This is a genomic window from Isoptericola sp. b408 (genome assembly GCF_030588085.1).
GTDB lineage: Bacteria > Actinomycetota > Actinomycetes > Actinomycetales > Cellulomonadaceae > Isoptericola > Isoptericola sediminis.
Map to the genome: position 1 here is coordinate 107,555 of NZ_JAUQYQ010000002.1, position 19,723 is coordinate 127,277.

Consider the following 19,723-nt stretch of genomic DNA (forward strand, 5'->3'; position numbering starts at 1 on the left):
ACGCTACGGAGCTGCGGGTCCCGGCACATCGGGGACCACCCCGGTTCCAGCCCTGAGAACCGTCCACCCCGCTCAGGGCCGGGGCGTGGCACCCTCCCGGTCGGTCGCCCAGCGGTAGTCCGGCACCTCGTGCAGCAGCGCGTCGTGCGTGCCGCGCGCGACGACACGGGCCGGATCGCCCGGGGCCTCGCCCGGGCCGAGCAGCAGCACCTCGTCGGCGGCCGCCAGCGGGGTCAGCCGGTGGGAGGCGACGACGACGGCGCGCCCTGTCGTGCGGGCGAGCCCGGCCAGCATCTCCACCAGAGCGTCCGCGGTGGCGGCGTCGAGGTGCTCGACGGGCTCGTCCACGAGCAGCACCCGGTGCGGCGCCAGCAGCGCCCGGGCCACCAGCAGCCGGCGGCGCTCCCCGCCGGACACGTCCGTGCCGCCCGAGCCGAGCGGGGTGTCGAGCCCGGCGGGCAGACCCTCCAGCCAGGTGGAGAGCCCGACGGCCGCCAGCGCCTCGCGGGCGTCCGCCTCGGTGACGTCGGCGCGGGCGACCCGCAGGTTCTCCAGCACGGTGGTGCCGAACACGTGGCCGTCCTCCGCGACGAACAGCCCCTCGCCGCGGACCCGGCCGGCGACGGGGGCGAGCAACCCCGCCGCGGTGAGCAGCAGCGTCGTCTTGCCGACCCCCGACGGACCGGCCAGGGCCACGACCCCACCGGGCCGCAGCGTGAGGTCGACGTCCCGCACGACGGTGCGGCCACCCTCGGGCCACCCCGCGGAGACCTCCTCCAGGTCGAGCCCGGTCGCGTCATCGGCAGCGACGGGGCGCGGTCCGCCCGGTACGCCCTCGGACGCCGGCAGCAGGTCGACCAGCCGCCGCGCGGCCTCGCGCGACCGGCGCAGCTGCACCGCGGCGGCGGGCAGTGCGGTCGTCACCTCGAACACGGCCAGCGGGGTGAGCACGACCACCGCCAGCTCGGTCGCCGCGAGGTCGCCGGTCAGCGCGGCCGGGATCCCGAGCAGCAGGCAGCCGAGCACGGCCAGGGTCTGGGCTCCCGCCTCGATCGCGGCCGAGAGTCCCGCGACGCGGGCGCCGTCGTCGGTCGCGTCCGCGAGGCGCCGGTCGGCGGCCCGCAGCCCGTCGGCACGCTCGTCGAGCCGCCCGGCCACGCGGAGCTGCTGGCCGTTCTCGACCAGCTCGAGGGTGCGGGCCGCGACCTCGCCGCGGGCCGCGGCACCCCGCTGCTCGACGGACCGCGAGGCCCGCGAGGCCAGCCACGGGGCGAGGACCCCCGTGAGCAGCAGGCAGGCGAGCAGCACCGCGCCGGCAGCGGGCAGGAAGATCCCGACCAGCAGCACCGACCCCAACCCCGTCACGACCGCGACGGCTGCGGGGATCAGCGCGCGCACGACGACGTCACCGACGTCGTCGACGTCGCTGCCGACCCGGGCGAGCAGGTCGCCGCGGTGCAGCGCCACGACGTCGGCCCCGCCGCGGGCGAGCCGGTCGTAGAGGTTGGCGCGCAGCGCGGCCATGCCCCGCAGCGCCACGCCGTGCGAGGCGAGCCGCTCCAGGTAGCGGAAGAACGCCCGGCCGGTGCCGAACGCCCGCACGCCGACGGTCGCGACCGACAGGGTGAGCACCGGCGGCATCTGCGAGGCGCGGGCGATGAGCCAGGCCGCGGCCGCGGCCAGCCCGATCGCGCACACGAGCGTGGCGGTGCCGAGCCCGACGGCCCGGGCGACCCGGCCCCAGCGGATCTCGAGCAGGGGGGCGAGGCGCAGCAGCGGGTCGCGGGTGACGCGGTGGCGCAGGCCGTCAGGCACGGGCGGCCTCCTTCGCCTCGACGTCGACGACCTGGTCGGCCAGCTCCAGCAGCGACGTGCGGTGGGCGACCACGATCACCGTGCGGCCCGCCGCGCGCCAGGCGCGGACGGTGTCGAGCACGACCTGCTCGCCGCGGGCGTCCAGGTGCGCCGTCGGCTCGTCGAGGACCACCACGGGTCGGTCGGCGGCCCCGACCAGGGCGCGGGCCAGGGCGACGCGCTGGCGCTGACCGACGCTGAGCCCGGCCCCGCCGAGCCCGACGGCGGTGCCCCAGCCGTGGGGCAGGTCGTCGAGCACGGTGTCCAGCCCGGTCGTGCGCGCGGCCTCCGCGAGGGCGGCGGCGTCGACGTCGTGACCGTCGGTGACGACCTCGCGCACCGTGCCGGGACCGATCGCCGGGCGCTGCGGGACCCAGACCACCTGGTCCCACCAGCCGCGACCGGCCCGGTCGGCCACGTCGGTCCGGCCGCCTGCGGCCGGCTCGAGCACGACGCGGCCGCGGTCGGGGCGCAGCAGACCGAGCAGCAGCAGCACGAGCGTGGACTTCCCGGCCCCGCTCGGACCACGGAGCGCGACGACGCGGCCGCCGCCGGCGAGGCCCGTGCCGAGGGCCAGCCGTGCCGACAGGTGCGCGGGGGCGTCCACGTCCCGGCCGGGTGCGCGCACGCTGACATCGTCGAGCACGAGCGTCGCGCCCTCGACCGCCGGTGCGGTCTCCGGCTCGCGGTCGGCACCGGGGCGCGACCCGTCGTCCGCCGGCAGGTCCAGGACGGCGAACGCCCGGTGCGTGGCGGCGAGCCCGTCGGTGGAGGCGTGGAACTCGGAGCCGACGCGGCGCAGCGGCAGGAAGATCTCGGGCGCGAGCACCAGCACGGCGATGGCCGGGACGAGCTCCATGCCCCCGTGCACGAGCCGCAGGCCCACGCCGACGGCGATGATCGCCACGCACAGGGTGGTCAGCAGCTCCAGCACCGCCCCGGACAGGAACGCCACCCGCAGCGTGCCCATCGTGGCGCGCCGGGAGGACTCGCCCAGGGACCGGACCCGGGCGGCCGGGCCGACCTCGCGGCCGAACGCCCGCAGGGTCGGCAGCCCGGCGATCAGGTCGAGCACCTGGGACCCGAGTCGCTCGACCGTGGCCAGCCGCCGTTCCGAGGTCCCGGCGGTCATGGTGCCGACGAGCCACATGAAGAACGGCACGAGCGGCAGCGTCACCACCGCGATGAGCGCGGAGACCCAGTCCAGACCGAGCACCACGAGCACCGTGGCGGGGGTGACGAGCGCCGTCAGCAGCAGCTGCGGCAGGAACCGCACCAGGTAGGGCTGCAGGTCGTCCAGCCCGCGGGTGGCCAGGGTGGCGACGTCGGACGGCGTCGCCCCGGCGGGCGGGCGTGGCCCCAGGGCGACGGCGTGGTCGACGACCTGCTCGCGCAGGTCCGCGACGACGGCCGTGGCGGCCCGCCGGCCGAACCGCTCCTGCGCCCAGGCGACCAGGGCGCGTCCCGCGGCGGCGGCGGCCAGGACGGCGAGCCACCGGGCCGTCCCGCTCTGGTCCACCACGCCGTCGCCGCCCGGGCTCGTGGCGATCACGACGGGCCCGAGCACGAACGCGATCGCGAAGGCCTGCACCACCACCAGGGCGGCCGAGGCCACGCCCAGTGCGGTGGTGAGCAGGACGTACGAGCGTGCGGCCCGGGCCTGCCGCAGCAGCCGGGGGTCGAGCGGTCTCACCTCAGAACGCCGCGTCCTTGATCTTCTGCCAGCTCAGACCCGCGGGGGCGGGGATGTCCTTCGTCGAGAGCCGGCGGCGGAAGACCCAGTAGGTCCACGACTGGTAGGCGATGACGACCGGCGTGAGGAACACGGCGACCCACGTCATCACGGTCAGCGTGTAGTCCGTCGAGGAGGCCTCCGCGATCGTCAGGGAGTTGCCGCCGTCGACCGCGGGGATGACCTCGGGGTACATCGACCCGAAGATGAGCACGACGGCTGCCACGAGCGTCACGGCCGACAGCGTGAACGCCGTGCCCTCCCTGCGGGCCCGGGTCGCGGCCACGACACCGAGCAGGGCGAGCGCCGCCACCACGACGGCCCCCCAGGTCCAGGTCACCGAGTAGGCGACCTGCGCCCAGATCGCCCAGCCGCCGGCGACGACCAGCGCGACCACGGCCAGGCCGGACGCGAGCCGCTGGGCGCGGTCGCGGATCTCGCCGTCGGTCTTCAGGGCGATGAACACGGCGCCGTGGAGCAGGAACAGCGTGAGCGTCGTCAGGCCGCCGACCAGGGCGAAGGGGTTGAGCAGGGCCCAGAAGCCGCCGACGTACTGGTGGTCGGCGTCGAGCAGCAGACCGCGCACGAGGTTGCCGAAGGCGACACCCCACAGCACCGCGGGGATCCAGGAGCCGAGCTGGATCGCCTGGTCGCACCGGCGGGCCCAGACCGGGTCGGCGATCTTGCCGCGGTACTCGAAGGCCACGCCGCGGGCGACCAGGCCGACCAGGATGATGAGCAGCGGGATGTAGAAGCCGGAGAACATCGTGGCGTACCACTCGGGGAAGGCGGCGAAGGTCGCGCCGCCGGCGGTGAGCAGCCACACCTCGTTGCCGTCCCAGACGGGTCCGATGGTGTTGACGAGCACGCGCCGTTCCTTCTCCCGGTGCTCCTTGTCGCCCCGGGGCAGGATCGACAGCAGCATGCCCACGCCGAAGTCGAATCCCTCGAGCACGAGGTAGCCGGTCCACAGCACGGCGATGATGACGAACCAGAGGATCGCGAGGTCCACGTCAGGTCTCCAGTCTCTTCAGGTTCGGGCGCTCAGTACGCGAAGGACAGCGGGCGGTCGGCGTCGTCGGGGTCCTGCGCCTCCGGCGACTCGTCCCGGACGGCGTCGGGCACGCCCTCGATCGCGTACCGGTGCATGAGCCGGTACCAGACGACGGCCAGGACGGCGTAGATGAGCGTGAGCACGATCATCGAGGTCAGGATGACGCCCGGCGGCACGGCGGTGGACACCCCGCGCTCGGTGAGCAGCCGGACCTGGTCGATGCCGGTGGGGTTGGGGGCCACCACCCACGGCTGACGGCCGACCTCGGTGAAGATCCAGCCGAACGAGTTCGCGACGAAGGGCATGGGGATGGCCAGGATCCCCAGCCGGCTGAGCCAGACGTTGTCGCTGATCCGGCCCTTGCGGGTCAGCCACAGCGCCGCGAGGGCGAGGGCCACGGAGAACGCGGCGAACCCCATCATCAGGCGGAACGACCAGTAGGTGACCGCCAGCGGCGGGGTGTAGGTGACCTCCTGGCCGTCGGCCGTGGTCTCGCCGTAGCGCTCGGCGTACTCCTCCTGGACGTCGTAGACCCCCGGCAGGTAGGAGTCCGGGCCGGAGAACTCCCCGGTGCCCAGGTAGCTGGTGACGCCGGGGATCGAGATGAGGTGGGCCACGTCCTCGCAGCCCGCGTAGAGCGGACCGACGGCGAGGATCGAGAACTCCGCGGACTCGGTGCCCTCGCAGAGGGCCTCGGCCGAGGACATCTTGCCGGGCTGCTGCTCGTACATCAGCTTGCCCTGGACGTCGCCGGACCAGATCACGCCGAGGCCGGCGACGATCATCACCCACACGCCCAGCCGCACGGCGGGGCGGTAGACGTCCCGGGCGGTCTCCAGGTTCTCGGCCTTCTTGGTGCGGGCCAGGCGGACCATCCACCAGGCGGCGACGCCCGTGACGAAGGTGCCCGCCGTGAGGAAGGCGGCGGTGATCGTGTGCGGGAAGGCCGCGAGCAGCGTGTTGTTGGTCAGCACGGCCCAGATGGACTCCATCTCGGCGCGGCCGGTCGCCTCGTTGTAGACGACGCCGACGGGGTGCTGCATCCAGGAGTTCGCCGCCAGGATGAAGAACGCCGAGAGGTTGGTGGCCAGGGCGAAGAGCCAGATCGAGGCCAGGTGGACCTTCTTGGACACGCGGTCCCAGCCGAAGATCCACACGCCGAGGAAGACGGACTCGACGAAGAACGCGGCCAGGGCCTCCATGGCCAGCGGCGCCCCGAAGACGTCGCCGACGAACCGGGAGTACTCGCTCCAGGCCATCCCGAACTGGAACTCCTGCCAGATGCCCGTCACGACACCGAGGGCGAAGTTGATGAGGAGCAGCTTGCCGAAGAACTTCGTCAGCCGGAGCCAGCGCTCCTTCTTCGTGACGACCCACGCCGTCTGCATCGCGGCCACGAGGGGCGCCAGACCGATCGTGAGAGGCACGAAGATGAAGTGGTACACGGTGGTGATGGCGAACTGCCACCGTGCCAGGTCGAGAGCGTCCACGTGGACTCCTTCGATGCGGGCCAGGGGGAGAGGCCGCCCCTCGTGCGGGGCTGTTTCGACGGTAGGACCGGCGTCCCAGGTCCGCACGGGGAGAGGCGGCATCTCGCAACTTGTGAAGACTTTCACGACTGTCCCGTGAAGGGTCCCCGCAAGTCAAGCCGTCAGGGCGCGACGTGACGGTCGCCACGCCGGTGGACGGACCGGGGCGAGAGGGCGCGCCCAAGGGTGCGATACTGGATCGAGACCTCCGGGGCCCACATCCCCCGGGGATCGACGAGCTCGCCGCTCCCGCGTCCGCACGCGGTGCCGCGACCGGGGTGAAGGGCCCGGCCGCCTGGCGTCCGCGAAGTCGTGGGGCTGCAGCCGACCGAGACTTCCGTCCGGACGGCGCGCTTCGCAGCGCCGCCGTCGCCGACGACCGCCGGGGCGGCCGGCAGGTGTGGGCCGGCCGCCGCAGAGCAGGAGCACCCCCGTGACATCCGACACCCCCGACCAGCCCGTGGCCTCCGCCGAGGAGACGCCCCGTCGCAGCACGCGGCGCCGGGTGACCCGCGCGACGTCGGCACCGACCACGAGCGCTCCCGCGCCCATCGTCGTGCCGGCCACGACCGCGGCCTCGACGCCCGCGGCGTCCGAGCCGACGACCACCGCGGCGCCGCAGCCCGCGTCGTCCACGACGGCTGCGCCCTCGTCCACCCCGGCCCGCCGGTCCCGGCGCGCAAGCCGCCGAGCCGGCGGCCCGGCCCCGGTGGAGGCCGCGCCCACGCCCGAGGCCGCGCCGGCCCCCGAGGAGCAGGCCGCGACGGACGAGCCGGCGGCCGCCGACGACGCGACGCCCCCCGCGGAGCCGATCACGCTGCCCACGAAGGCGGAGGAGGCGCCGACGAGCGCCACCCCGTCGTTGTCCCTCGACGACATCGTGCTTCCCGGCCGGGACGCCGCGTCCGGTGAGCAGGCGACGTCCGAGGCCCCCGCACCGGGCGAGGCCCGGGACGAGTCCGCCGGGGCCGAGAAGCCCGCGGCGACGAAGAAGTCCGGTGCCAAGAAGTCCGGTGCGACGAAGGCCGGTGCGAAGAAGGCCGCCGCCACGGAGGACGAGAAGAAGCCGTCGGGCAGGAAGGCGGCGCCGAAGAAGACCGCGGCCGCGACGTCGAAGACGGCCGCGCCGGAGTCCGCGACGTCCGAGAAGTCCCCGAGCGCGGAGCGCCCGGCCGGGCCGACCACCACCGGGACGGCCGGAGGCTCGGCCACGCCCCGCCTGGCCACCACGGCGCTGCTGTTCCAGGCGCCGGAGCTGTCGGGTCAGCGGGCCGCGCGCCGCGCCCAGGCCCCGGCGGGCCCGCCGCGCCCCAGCGAGGAGGAGACCCCGGCGACCTCGGCACGGCAGCAGCGCAGGAGCGCGGCCGCGGACGAGTCCGCTGCGTCCGAGAAGCCCGCCACGGCCGAGAAGTCCTCGACGAAGAAGGCCGGGAAGTCCTCCACGTCGCGGCGCGCCGAGGACGCCACCGCGAAGGACGCCACGGAGACCACGGAGACTGCAGCGCAGGACGCGGCGTCCGCGACCTCGGCCGCGCAGCCCGTCGAGGCGCCGACCTCCGCCCCGCTCGAGCTGAGCGACGTGGACGAGGCGGCCGTCGACGAGCTCGAGCTGATCGAGACCGAGATCGTCGACGAGGGGGTCGAGCTGGTCGGGTTCGGCCCCGCGGACTTCCTCGACGACGGCGACGAGTCGGACATCCGCCCCCGGCGTCGGCGCCGGCGCGGGGGCCGCGGTCGCCGCGGCGGCCGCAAGGGCGACCGTCGTCCCGAGGACGACACCGAGGGCGACGGCTCCGAGTCGTCCGCCGCCGAGGACGAGCAGGACCGCGACGCGGACCAGGACGGCGCGCGCCGTGAGGAGCAGGGCGCGGAGACGTCCGGCGAATCGGCCACCGAGGCCGAGCGGTCCGAGGGCACCGACGAGTCCGAGCAGACGTCCGGCAGCAGCCGGCGCCGCCGCCGGCGCCGCCGGGGACGGGGTGGCGAGCGTGAGGCCGGCCGCTCGGGCAAGGCCGAGGACGAGGTCACCGCGCTCAAGGGATCGACGCGGCTGGAGGCGAAGCGTCAGCGTCGCCGCGAGGGACGCGACGCGGGTCGCCGCCGCCAGGTCATCACCGAGGCGGAGTTCCTGGCGAGGCGCGAGTCCGTGGAGCGGTCGATGATCGTGCGCGAGCACGACGGCCGCACGCAGATCGCGGTGCTGGAGGACGGCGTGCTCGTGGAGCACTACGTCTCCCAGCAGGCGCAGGCCTCCATGGTCGGCAACGTCTACCTCGGCCGCGTGCAGAACGTGCTGCCGTCGATGGAGGCGGCCTTCGTCGACGTCGGCAAGGGACGCAACGCCGTGCTGTACGCCGGTGAGGTCAACTGGGACGCCGCCGGGATCGAGGGGCAGCCGCGGCGCATCGAGGAGGCGCTGAAGTCCGGCGACTCGGTGCTGGTGCAGGTGACCAAGGACCCGATCGGGCACAAGGGTGCGCGCCTGACCTCGCAGGTCACGCTGGCCGGCCGGTACCTGGTCTTCGTCCCCGGTGGCGGCATGACGGGTATCAGCCGCAAGCTGCCGGACACCGAGCGCAACCGCCTCAAGAAGATCCTGCGCGACGTCGTCCCGGACGGCGCGGGCGTCATCGTGCGCACGGCCGCCGAGGGAGCGTCGGAGGAGGAGCTGCGCGCGGACGTCGAGCGGCTGCAGTCGCAGTGGCGGGCCATCACTGCCAAGGCGGAGAAGTCCTCGACGAACGCGCCCGCCCTGCTGCAGGGCGAGGCGGACATGGCCATCCGCGTGGTCCGCGACATCTTCAACGACGACTTCGCCTCCCTGGTGGTCCAGGGCGAGGACGCGTGGACGGAGATCTCCTCCTACGTCGCCGAGCTGGCGCCCGACCTGCGCGAGCGGGTCACGCGGTGGACCGGGTCCGGGGACGTGTTCGCCCAGCACCGCGTCGACGAGCAGCTCGCCAAGGGCATGGACCGCAAGGTCTGGCTGCCCTCCGGCGGTTCGCTGGTGATCGACCGCACCGAGGCCATGACGGTCATCGACGTCAACACGGGCAAGTTCACCGGCAGCGGCGGCACGCTCGAGGAGACGGTGACGCGCAACAACCTCGAGGCGGCCGAGGAGATCGTGCGACAGCTCCGGCTGCGCGACATCGGCGGCATCATCGTCATCGACTTCGTGGACATGGTCCTCGAGTCCAACCGCGACCTGGTCCTGCGCCGGCTCGTGGAGTGCCTGGGCCGGGACCGCACCAAGCACCAGGTCGCCGAGGTGACCTCGCTCGGACTGGTCCAGATGACGCGCAAGCGCGTCGGCCAGGGTCTCGTCGAGGCCTTCAGCTCGACGTGCGAGCACTGCAAGGGCCGCGGCTTCATCGTCCACGAGCACCCGGTCGAGAAGAGCGCGGCGTCCTCGGGCGACGGCGACGGCGGCGGGGCCAAGCGTTCGCGCCGCAAGCGCTCGGGTGCCAAGAAGGAGGAGGCGCCGGCGCACGCCGACGTGCCGAAGCTTCCCGACGACGAGTCCGAGAAGCGCCAGGCCGTCAAGGCCACCCTGGCGACGATCGCTGCGGCGGCTGCGCACGCCCACGAGCACGAGGACGAGGAGGGGCACGAGGCCGCGCCGACGAGTGGCGGCACGACCGCCACGGACGACGTGGCCGGAGCGCCCGCCGTCGAGCAGGGTGCCGGGACCCCGGCCGAGACCGCCCCGGACCCCGACGCCGCAGGTGACCCGTCGCCCGCCACGGGTGCCGAGGAGACCTCGGAGGACAACCCGGCCGGTGGCGACGCGCCGCCCAAAGGAGCCGGAGCCGCAGAGGCTCCTGAGCAGGCTGCGACGCCGGCTGCGTCGCTGACCGACACCCCCTGAGCGACCGTACGGCCGGGGTGCTTGACTGGACGTCATGGACGATCGTCGAGCCCCCGGCCGTCTCGAGGTCATCGGTGGGCCCATGTTCGCGGGCAAGACCACCGAGCTCGTGCGCCGGGTCGACCGGGCACGCATCGCCGGCCGCGAGGTGCTGGTGGTCTCGCACGCCCTGGACGAGCGGCACGGTCCGGGGCGGATCGCCTCGCACACGGGGCTGGCGGTGGCGTCCCGGGCGGTGTCGCGGGCGTCGGAGATCCCCGGGCACCTGGGGCCCGGGACGGTCCTGGTCGCCGTCGACGAGGCGCAGTTCCTCGGCCTCGAGCTCGTGGACGTCGTCACGGACCTCGCCGACCGCGGGGTCGACGTCGTCGTGGCCGGTCTGACCGTGACGTTCGACGGCCGCCCCTTCGAGCCGCTGCCGTCCCTCATGGCCCTGGCGGAGTCCGTCACGCGGCTGACGGCGGTGTGCACGGTGTGCGGGCGGGACGCCGCCTACCACGTCCGGCTCCACGGGGCGCCGGGTCACGAGGCAGCGTCCGACGCCCTGACGACCGTGGCCGGGTACGTCGGGGGAGCGGAGAGCTACCAGGCGCGCTGCCGGGCCCACCGCAGCGTGCGCGGGTCCGCTCAGTCCTCCACGAGCGGGACGAAGCTGTAGGTGCCCTCCTGCGTCGTGCGGACGGTGCCGTCGGCGTCGCGGTCGAGGACGATCATCAGGTGGCCCACCGGGATGACCATCCGTCCGCGGGGTGCGACCTGGTCGACCAGCTCCTGCGGCAGGGACCGGGCCGACGCCGAGACCAGGACGCGGGACCACCCGCCGGGCCGGGGCGAGCCGAGGACGCCGGGCGCCGCCGGCACCAGCCGGGCCCACGGCATCCCCGCGCGCGCGACGTTCGCCGCGCCCCACGCCGCGATGTCGGCGATCCGCTCCACGCCCAGCACCTCGCCCTCCGGGCCGACGAGGTGGGCGAGCAGCGCCGTCGTCCACCCCGACCCGGCGCCGACGTCGAGCACGGCGGCGCCGCGCGGGACCCGCAGCATCCGCAGCATCGCCGCCACGGTCGACGGCTGGGAGCACGTCTGCCCGTGGCCGATGGGCAGGGGCTGGTCGAAGGCGGCCGACGCCCGCTGCGCCCGCGGCAGGAAGCCGCGCCGGTCCACCGCGCGCATCGCGGCGGCCACGGCGTCGTGCCCGTCCACGGGGACGGCGTCGTCGCGGACGGGGCTCATGCGACCATGGTCCGACGGCCGTGCCCCGCTCGCAGACCTGCCCGTGACGTGGCCCACCTCACGGTCCGGCCCGTCGGGCCAGGTTGATCCGCCGAGGGCCGGTCGCGTAAGGTGTTGCGTCGGCGCGTTGTGAGCGCGCCTGTCCCGTGTGCCCTCGGCGCACCGCACTCCACCGCCGCGGCGGTGCGAGTTCCAGACCAAGCCGGTGACCGACGTCGGGTGAGCACGCCAAGACCAGGAGAGATGAGCATCAACATGGTGTACGCGATCGTCAAGGCCGGTGGCCGGCAGGAGAAGGTGTCCGTCGGGGACATCGTCGTCACGGACCGGGTCCAGGGCTCGGCCGGTGACACCGTCGAGCTGACCGCGATCCTGCTCGTGGACGGCGACACCGTGACCACCGACGCCGAGAAGCTGGCGAAGGTCAAGGTCACCGCCGAGGTCGTGAAGGACGCCAAGGGTCCGAAGATCACGATCCACAAGTACAAGAACAAGACCGGCTACCGGAAGCGCCAGGGTCACCGCCAGCAGCTGACCCGCCTGAAGGTCACCGGTATCAAGTGATGTCCGGCGGGCCCCGGCCCGCACGGTTCCCCACACTCTTCGTACTGACGAGAAAGCAGGATTGAGATGGCACACAAGAAGGGCGCGAGCTCCTCGCGCAACGGTCGTGACTCGAACGCCAAGTCCCTCGGCGTGAAGCGCTACGCGGGCCAGGTCGTCAACGCCGGCGAGATCATCGTCCGCCAGCGCGGCACCCACTTCCACCCCGGCGAGAACGTCGGCCGTGGCGGCGACGACACGCTGTTCGCCCTGTCGGCCGGCGAGGTCGCCTTCGGCACCCGTCGCGGCCGCAAGGTCGTCGACATCGTCGCGGCCCAGGTCTGAGCCGACCCGGCACCGCAGCCACGCTGCACCGTCCGTCACGAGGGGCGCACCACCGAGCGGGGTGCGCCCCTCGTGCGCGTCCGGCCACCCGTCCGTCGTGGTGGCGCACGCTCACCTGAGAGGATCTACCCATGGCCAGCTTCGTCGATCGAGTCGTGCTCCACGCGGCCGGGGGGTCCGGCGGGCACGGGGTCGCCTCCGTGCACCGCGAGAAGTTCAAGCCGCTCGGCGGCCCCGACGGCGGCAACGGGGGTGACGGCGGCAGCGTCCGGCTGGTCGTCGACGGGCAGACGACGACGCTGCTCGACTACCACCACTCGCCGCACCGCAAGGCGGCCAACGGCGGGCAGGGCATGGGCGGCGACCGGCACGGGGCCCAGGGCGACGACCTGGTGCTCAGCGTCCCCGACGGCACCGTCGTCAAGGACCGCGACGGCACCGTGCTGGCCGACCTCGTCGGGATCGGTGCCGAGTACGTCGTGGCCGCGGGCGGGCGCGGCGGCCTGGGCAACCGGGCGCTCGCCTCGCCGAAGCGCAAGGCCCCCGGTTTCGCCCTGCTGGGCGAGCCCGGCGAGGAGCGTGACGTCACGCTCGAGGTCAAGACCATCGCGGACGTCGCCCTCGTGGGCTTCCCCAGCGCCGGCAAGTCCTCGCTGATCGCCGCGGTCTCGGCGGCCCGGCCCAAGATCGCCGACTACCCGTTCACCACCCTCGTGCCGAACCTGGGCGTCGTGCAGGCGGGGTCGACCCGCTACACCATCGCCGACGTGCCCGGGCTGCTGCCCGGTGCGAGCGAGGGCAAGGGCCTCGGCCTGGAGTTCCTGCGGCACATCGAGCGCACGGCCGTCATCGTGCACGTGCTGGACTGCGCCACGCTGGAACCCGGGCGCGACCCGATCACCGACCTGGAGGTCCTCGAGGCGGAGCTGGCGGCCTACGCCGGCGACCTCGACATCCAGGGCGGCCGCGTGCCGCTCACCGAGCGCCCTCAGCTCGTCGTGCTCAACAAGATCGACGTGCCCGAGGCGCGGGAGCTGGCCGAGTTCGTCCGGCCCGACCTCGAGGCCCGTGGGCTGCGCGTGTTCGAGATCTCGACGGCCTCGCACGAGGGGCTGAAGGCCCTCACCTTCGCCCTGGCCGAGCTCGTGGAGCAGGCCCGGGCCGCCGCCCCGGCGCCGGAGCCCGCACGCGTCGTGCTGCGGCCCCGGGCCGTCGACGACTCCGGGTTCACCGTCGTGCGCCGCACGGACGGGTCCACCGGGGACGTCTACTACCTCGTCCAGGGCAGCAAGCCGCAGCGCTGGGTGCGGCAGACCGACTTCAACAACGACGAGGCCGTCGGGTTCCTCGCGGACCGCCTCGCCAAGCTCGGGGTCGAGGACAAGCTCCTCGAGGCCGGCGCCGTGGCCGGCGACGAGGTCCGCATCGGCACCGACCAGGACGCCGTGGTCTTCGACTGGGAGCCGACGCTGTCCACGGGTGCGGAGCTGCTCGGCGCCCGCGGGCAGGACCGCCGCCTCGAGGAGAGCCGCCGCCCGACGCGCTCCGAGAAGCGTCGTGACTTCGTCGAGCGGATGGACGCCAAGACGGCCGCCCGCGAGGAGCTGTGGACCGAGCGCGAGGCCGGCCACTGGGCGGACCCCTCCGACGACTGAGCGCCGGGTCGGGGATGATGGAGGCGTGAACGCCCAGTCCCGCTCCGCTCTGCCGGCCGCCCGCCGGATCGTCGTCAAGATCGGTTCGTCGTCGCTCACGCGCGCCGACGGCCACCTCGACCTCGGTGCGCTGCGGTCGCTGGTCGACGTGCTCGCGGCACGGCACCGGGAGGGTCAGGAGGTCGTCCTCGTGACCTCCGGGGCCATCGCCGCCGGGATCGGGCCGGCGGGACTGAGCGCTCGCCCCCGTGACCTGGCCACCATGCAGGCCTGCGCCATGCTGGGCCAGGGGCAGCTCGTGGCCCGGTACAGCGAGGCGTTCGCCACGCACGACATCCGGGTCGGCCAGGCGCTGCTGACGGCCGAGGACACGGTGCGTCGGGCCCGGTATCGCAACGCCCAGCGGTCCCTGGAGAAGCTGCTCGCCCTGCGCGTCGTGCCCGTGGTCAACGAGAACGACGCGGTCACCGTCGACGAGCTGCGCTTCGGGGACAACGACCGGCTCGCCGCCCTCGTCTCGCACCTGGTGCGTGCCGACGCGATGGTGCTGCTCACCGACGTCGACGGCCTGCACGACGCCCCGCCCAGCCGGCCCGGCGCCCGCCGGATCAGCCACGTCGCCGACCTGGCGCAGGTGGCCGGCGTCGAGGTCACGGGCCGGGGGAGCGCGGTCGGCACCGGCGGGATGGTCACCAAGCTCGAGTCGGTCCGCATCGCCACCCAGGACGGGGTGCCGGTGGTGCTGACCTGCGCGGACAACGTCGCGCGGGCCCTCGCGGGCGAGGACGTCGGCACCTTCTTCGCCGCCGGCGGCAAGCGGTCGACGGCCCGTCGGCTGTGGATCGCGCACGCCGCGCGCACCGAGGGCAGGCTGCACCTCGACGACGGCGCCACCCGCGCGGTGCTCGGCGGACGGGCCTCCCTCCTGCCGGCCGGGATCACCCGGGTGGAGGGACACTTCGAGACCGGCGACCCGGTGGAGCTGGTCGGGCCCGACGGGACGGTCGTGGCCCGGGGCCTGGTCGCCTACGACGCCGGTGACCTTCCCGACCTGCTGGGACGGTCCACCTACGCCCTGCGCGAGGAGCTGGGGGAGGGGTACGACCGCGAGGTGGTCCATCGCGACGACCTCGTGCTCGAAGGGCGGAACGGCCTGTCCTCACCGCCGTCGTCGTCGTAGTCTCGAACGCATGACCACGACGTTCGAACCCTCAGCCGGCACGACGCCCGGACCCGCGCAGCGACCGCAGCCGGACGCCGAGGTGCTCGCCGCGGTGCAGGACGTCGCCCGGCGGTCCCAGGTCGCCGCCCGGTCCCTGACGACCGCGACCCGTGCCACCAAGGACGCCGCGCTGCACGCCCTCGCCGACGCCCTCGTCGCGGCGTCCGGCGAGATCGTGGCCGCCAACGCCGAGGACCTGCGCCGCGGTCGCGAGCACGGCATGAGCGAGGGGCTCCTGGACCGCCTGGCGCTGACCGACGAGCGGGTCGCCGCCATCGCGGAGGCCCTGCGCGAGGTCGCCGGGCTCCCGGACCCGGTCGGCGAGGTCGTGACGGGCCGGACGCTCCCCAACGGCCTGCGGCTGCGCCGGCTGCGCGTGCCGCTGGGCGTGGTCGGCATGATCTACGAGGCGCGGCCGAACGTCACGGTCGACGCCGCCGGGCTCGCGCTGAAGTCCGGCAACGCGGTCATCCTGCGCGGGGGCAGCGCCGCCGCGTCGTCGAACACGGTCATCGTCGACGTGATGCGACGGGGTCTGACGGCGCAGGGCCTGCCCGCCGACCTCGTGCAGTCCATCGACGCCCACGGCCGACCCGGCGGTGTCGCGCTCATGCAGGCCCGCGGTCTCGTCGACCTCCTCGTCCCCCGCGGGGGCGCCGACCTGATCCGGACGGTCGTCGAGCAGTCCACCGTGCCCGTCATCGAGACCGGCACCGGCAACGTCCACGTCTACGTGGACGCCGCCGCCGACGTCGCCTCGGCCGTCGAGATCGTCATGAACGCCAAGACCCAGCGCGTCGGTGTGTGCAACGCGGCCGAGACGCTGCTCGTGCACGCCGACGTCGCCGACCGGTTCCTGCCGGCCGCGCTCGCGGCGCTGGGCGGTGCCGGGGTCGTGCTGCACGTCGACGACCGGACCGCGGGCCAGGCGCCCGAGAGCGTCGAGGTGCTGGCGGCCACCGAGGAGGACTGGGCCACGGAGTACCTCGCGGCGGAGCTCGCCGTGCGCGTCGTCGACTCCCTCGACGAGGCGATCGAGCACATCCGCACGTGGAGCTCCGGGCACTCCGAGGCCATCGTCACGAACGACCTCGCGGCGTCCGAGCGGTTCGTCGCGGAGGTCGACGCCGCGGCCGTCCTGGTGAACGCGTCGACACGGTTCACCGACGGCGCCCAGTTCGGGATGGGTGCGGAGCTCGGGATCTCGACGCAGAAGCTGCACGCCCGTGGCCCGATGGGTCTCGCCGAGCTCACCACCACCAAGTGGGTCGTGCACGGCGACGGCCACGTGCGGCCCTGACCCCGCGTCGTGAGAGACTGTGCTGCGACCCGTCCGGACCATCACTGAGGAGCACTCGTGCTGCACATCGCCGTCCTTGCCGCCGAAGAGGCCGTTGAGCACTCCGGGTTCGAGATCCCGCCGGTCCTGTTCGGTGTGCTCGCGTTCGGTGGTTTCGTCGTCGCGCTGCTGGCGACGTACGCCTTCCGCAACGCGCACAACAAGCACTGACGACGCCGCGACAGCACGTGAGCGAGCAGGCGAGACCCCGGATCGGGGTGATGGGCGGGACGTTCGACCCGATCCATCACGGCCACCTCGTCGCGGCGAGCGAGGCGGCGGCGCTGCTCGACCTCGACGAGGTCGTGTTCGTCCCCACCGGCAAGCCGAGCTTCAAGCAGGACGCGCAGGTCTCACCGGCCGAGCACCGGTACCTGATGACCGTCATCGCGACGGCGTCCAACCCCCGGTTCACCGTCAGCCGGGCCGACATCGACCGGCCGGGTCTGACCTACACGGTCGACACGTTGCGCGACCTGCAGGCGGCGCGTCCCGACGCCGATCTCCACTTCATCACCGGCGCGGACGCCATCGAGCAGATCCTCACGTGGAAGGACGCCGGGGACCTGTGGGAGATGGCGCACTTCGTCGCGGTGACGCGGCCGGGCCACTCGCTCACGGTCGACGAGCTGCCGACCCACGGCGTGACGACGCTCGAGGTCCCCGCCCTCGCGATCTCGTCGACCGACTGCCGCCGCCGCGCCGCCGCGGGCCTGCCGGTCTGGTACCTGGTCCCGGACGGCGTCGTCCAGTACATCGCCAAGCACGGTCTGTATCGAGGTCTCGATGAGTGACAACACGTCCCGGCCGATGACGCGTCGGGAGATCAGAGAGCGTGAGCGTGCGGCCGCGGCCGCGCGGGAGAGCGCGCAGTCCGCGGGTTCGGCGCCGGTCCCCGGTGCGGGTCCTGCCGCGTTCGGCAGCGGTGCGTCCCCGGCCCCGACGCCGGCCCCGTCGCCCGCTCCGGCCCCCGCCCCGTCGCCGGGTCCGGCGCCGACGCCTGCCCCCGCCACGGGCGACGCGCCGACGCCCCCGCGCGCCGCACCGACGCCGCCCCCGTCCCGCCGGGCGATGCGGGAACGCTCCTCGGCGTCCCCGGCGCCGGCCCCCGCGCCCACCGTCCGCCCGCCGAGCTCTTCCGGTGGTGTGCGCGGTCTGGACGAGACCGGTCGGCTGGCGCCCGTGCAGCGCAACGACGCCGCGCCCCCGCGCGACGGCTCGTCCGCCGCACCGTCGGCGGGCTTCCCGTCCTCCGGTGCGCAGGGCGGGTCGGCCACGCCCCGCCGCGCCTCGACCCGGGCGTTCGGGCAGCCTCCGGAGTCCCGGTCGGCGACCCCGCCCACGTCGGGCCCCGCGCCGTCGGCGCCGCGGAACGACACCCCGCCGACGTCGACGCCGCCCGCGTCGACGCCGCCCGCGTCCACGCCGCCCTCCCCGTTCGGCCCCGGACCGTCCGCCGGGGCGGCGTCCGGCTCCTCCCCGGCCCCGGCACCGTCCGAGGGGACGACGCCCGGGCGCCGGTCGGCCTTCGGCGCCGGCTCTCCCTTCGGGGCGCCCGGCCGGAGCGAGACGCAGGCCGGCACGACGCCTCCGCCCGCCTGGCCCAGCGCCTCCCCGGGACCGGGTGGTGCCTCGCGGCAGGCGTCGGGCACGGACGGGCCCGCGCTGCCGTGGGGCTCGCCGTCGTCGGGGACCGGTGCCGCGCCGGCCTCCGTCCCACCGACCACCGGTTCGCCGTTCGGCGGGCTGGCGGCCCAGCCCCCGGGTCCGGCCGGTCCCCGGTACCTCGAGGACGACGAGGAGGACTGGGACGACGAGCACGAGCCCTCCTACACGTGGCTGCACTACATCATCCTGGTCGTGGTCGCGTTCGTCCTGGGGTTGCTGATCTGGAACCTCGTGCTCAGCCCGCCGGACGACTTCGCACCGGAGGAGGCGTCCGCGCCGGTGCCGCCGACCCCCGTGGCGACCGCCACGACCGATCTGGGAGGACGTCGATGACCGCGACCGACCGTGCCGTCGAGCTGGCGGTCGTCGCGGCGCGAGCCGCGTCCGAGCGCAAGGCGCAGGAGATCATCGCGCTCGACGTGAGCGAGCAGCTGGTGCTCACCGACGTGTTCCTCATCGCCACCGGGACCAACGAGCGCCAGGTGGTGGCCGTCGTCGACGCCGTCGAGGAGGCCATGCACAAGGCGGGGGCCAAGCTGCTGCGGCGCGAGGGCAAGTCCGAGGCGCGCTGGGTCCTGCTCGACTTCGGCGAGGTCGTGGTGCACGTGCAGCACGCCGAGGACCGGGTCTACTACGCGCTCGAGCGGCTCTGGAAGGACTGCCCGTCCGTGGACCTGCCGCCGGACGCCCGCGGGGGCGACGGTGCCGCGGCCCGTGCCGAGTTCGGCGACGACGGCGCGGACGGTGCGATCCGTCTGCACGGCGGGATGTGAGGCGATGACCGCCCGCACCGTCGTCCTGCTGCGGCACGGTCGGACCGCCTACAACGCCACCATGCGGCTGCAGGGCCAGGTCGACATCCCGCTGGACGAGGTCGGCCGCTGGCAGGCCGAGCAGGGCGCGACCGCGCTGGCGACCTCGCACCGTGCCGCGCGGGTCGTGTCCTCGGACCTCGAACGGGCCGCCGACACCGCGGCCGCCTACGCCGAGCTGATGGGCCTGCCGGTCGAGACCGACCCGCGGCTGCGCGAACGGTCCTTCGGCCAGTGGGAGGGTCTGACCCAGGACGAGATCGTCGACCGCTGGCCCGAGGAGTACGCGACGTGGCGCCGCGGCGGGGAACCCCGCGGCGTGGACGCCGAGACGAAGGCCGAGGTCGCCGCGCGGACGACCGCAGCGGTCCGGGACCACGCCGACCTGCTCGACGGTGACGAGTGTCTCGTCGTGGTCTCGCACGGGGCAGCCATCTCGCTGGCCATCACCGGACTGCTCGACCTGGACGCGACGGCATGGCGCGGGATCTCCGGCATGCACAACGTGCACTGGTCCCACCTGCACCGATCCGCGCCCGGAGCGGTCCCGGGGTGGCGGCTGGTGGCGCACAACGTCGGTGCCGGCTACCCGCTGGACCGCTGGCAGGCGGGCCCGCACGCGGATTTGGAACCTGAGCCGAAGTCTGCCTAAGATAACGTCGTTCCCGAGGGGGCAAGCCCCCCGGAACTCCACGAATCAGACCTTCGGTCGGTTCACGGGGCTGTGGCGCAGCTGGTAGCGCATCTGCATGGCATGCAGAGGGTCAGGGGTTCGAGTCCCCTCAGCTCCACGTCGTACGAGGCCGGTCCACCATCACGGTGGGCCGGCCTTCGTCGTTCCCGGGGCGGGCCGCCGCGCCCGTCGG

At 74.4% G+C, this 19,723-nt stretch carries 17 protein-coding genes and 1 tRNA gene; 13 read left to right on the plus strand and 5 right to left on the minus strand.

The window, feature by feature from the left end:
- Positions 1-72: 72 nt before the first annotated feature.
- The 4 genes from cydC to Q6347_RS06145 are packed head-to-tail and all read right to left on the minus strand — an operon-like array spanning position 73 to position 6,130.
- Positions 73-1,815, minus strand: coding sequence for a thiol reductant ABC exporter subunit CydC (gene cydC / locus Q6347_RS06130; protein ID WP_304606932.1), 1,743 nt, complete (start codon positions 1,813-1,815; stop codon positions 73-75).
- Entirely contained in the window at positions 1,808-3,547 is a 1,740-nt protein-coding gene (gene cydD, locus Q6347_RS06135) for a thiol reductant ABC exporter subunit CydD (protein WP_304606933.1), read from the minus strand. The genes cydC and cydD overlap by 8 nt, the downstream gene beginning before the upstream one ends.
- Position 3,548: 1 nt before the next feature.
- Positions 3,549-4,598, minus strand: coding sequence for a cytochrome d ubiquinol oxidase subunit II (gene cydB, locus Q6347_RS06140; protein ID WP_304604359.1), 1,050 nt, complete (start codon positions 4,596-4,598; stop codon positions 3,549-3,551).
- 32 nt (positions 4,599-4,630) lie between these two features.
- Positions 4,631-6,130 carry a cytochrome ubiquinol oxidase subunit I gene (locus tag Q6347_RS06145; RefSeq protein WP_171247194.1) on the minus strand — a complete coding sequence of 500 codons (1,500 nt, stop codon included), beginning with the start codon at positions 6,128-6,130 and terminating at the stop codon, positions 4,631-4,633.
- 472 nt (positions 6,131-6,602) lie between these two features.
- Between Q6347_RS06145 and Q6347_RS06150 the strand changes: the two genes are divergently transcribed.
- Together Q6347_RS06150 and Q6347_RS06155 are read left to right on the plus strand one after the other, a co-directional pair.
- Positions 6,603-10,040, plus strand: a complete 3,438-nt coding sequence (locus Q6347_RS06150; RefSeq protein WP_304606934.1) for an Rne/Rng family ribonuclease — start codon at positions 6,603-6,605, stop codon at positions 10,038-10,040.
- Between the two features lie 34 nt (positions 10,041-10,074).
- Complete coding sequence (locus tag Q6347_RS06155) at positions 10,075-10,698, plus strand: thymidine kinase (protein ID WP_304604357.1); 624 nt, start codon at positions 10,075-10,077, stop codon at positions 10,696-10,698.
- Here Q6347_RS06155 and Q6347_RS06160 read toward each other — a convergent pair.
- Positions 10,668-11,273, minus strand: a complete 606-nt coding sequence (locus Q6347_RS06160; protein ID WP_171247190.1) for a protein-L-isoaspartate O-methyltransferase — start codon at positions 11,271-11,273, stop codon at positions 10,668-10,670. The genes Q6347_RS06155 and Q6347_RS06160 overlap by 31 nt on opposite strands.
- A 255-nt stretch (positions 11,274-11,528) precedes the next feature.
- Here Q6347_RS06160 and rplU point away from each other — a divergent pair, with 255 nt between their 5' ends.
- The 11 genes from rplU (at position 11,529) to Q6347_RS06215 (ending at position 19,648) form a co-directional block, all read left to right on the plus strand.
- Positions 11,529-11,837 (plus strand): 50S ribosomal protein L21, encoded by a 309-nt coding sequence (rplU, locus tag Q6347_RS06165; RefSeq protein WP_171247281.1) that lies wholly within the window; start codon positions 11,529-11,531, stop codon positions 11,835-11,837.
- 66 nt (positions 11,838-11,903) lie between these two features.
- Complete coding sequence (gene rpmA, locus Q6347_RS06170; RefSeq protein WP_171247189.1) at positions 11,904-12,161, plus strand: 50S ribosomal protein L27; 258 nt, start codon at positions 11,904-11,906, stop codon at positions 12,159-12,161.
- Positions 12,162-12,292: 131 nt separating this feature from the next.
- On the plus strand, positions 12,293-13,816 hold the full coding sequence (gene obgE, locus Q6347_RS06175; protein ID WP_171247188.1) for a GTPase ObgE: 1,524 nt from the start codon (positions 12,293-12,295) through the stop codon (positions 13,814-13,816).
- Positions 13,817-13,841: 25 nt separating this feature from the next.
- Positions 13,842-14,996 (plus strand): glutamate 5-kinase, encoded by a 1,155-nt coding sequence (proB, locus tag Q6347_RS06180; protein ID WP_171247187.1) that lies wholly within the window; start codon positions 13,842-13,844, stop codon positions 14,994-14,996.
- 10 nt (positions 14,997-15,006) lie between these two features.
- Positions 15,007-16,338 carry a glutamate-5-semialdehyde dehydrogenase gene (locus tag Q6347_RS06185; protein ID WP_304604355.1) on the plus strand — a complete coding sequence of 444 codons (1,332 nt, stop codon included), beginning with the start codon at positions 15,007-15,009 and terminating at the stop codon, positions 16,336-16,338.
- 57 nt (positions 16,339-16,395) lie between these two features.
- Positions 16,396-16,548, plus strand: coding sequence for a hypothetical protein (locus Q6347_RS06190; RefSeq protein ID WP_171247185.1), 153 nt, complete (start codon positions 16,396-16,398; stop codon positions 16,546-16,548).
- A 17-nt stretch (positions 16,549-16,565) separates the two neighbouring features.
- Positions 16,566-17,171 (plus strand): nicotinate-nucleotide adenylyltransferase, encoded by a 606-nt coding sequence (gene nadD / locus Q6347_RS06195; protein WP_304604354.1) that lies wholly within the window; start codon positions 16,566-16,568, stop codon positions 17,169-17,171.
- Between the two features lie 388 nt (positions 17,172-17,559).
- A complete protein-coding gene (locus tag Q6347_RS06200) occupies positions 17,560-18,378 on the plus strand; it encodes a hypothetical protein (protein ID WP_304606935.1) in 819 nt (272 codons plus the stop codon).
- The gene (rsfS, locus tag Q6347_RS06205) at positions 18,375-18,818 is read left to right on the plus strand and encodes a ribosome silencing factor (protein ID WP_171247890.1); all 444 of its coding nucleotides are present in this window, start codon (positions 18,375-18,377) and stop codon (positions 18,816-18,818) included. Before Q6347_RS06200 ends, rsfS begins: the two co-directional genes overlap by 4 nt.
- Positions 18,819-18,822: 4 nt before the next feature.
- Positions 18,823-19,509, plus strand: coding sequence for a histidine phosphatase family protein (locus tag Q6347_RS06210; RefSeq protein WP_304604352.1), 687 nt, complete (start codon positions 18,823-18,825; stop codon positions 19,507-19,509).
- Positions 19,510-19,575: 66 nt separating this feature from the next.
- Positions 19,576-19,648, plus strand: a tRNA-Ala gene (locus Q6347_RS06215).
- The last annotated feature ends 75 nt before the right edge of the window (positions 19,649-19,723 follow it).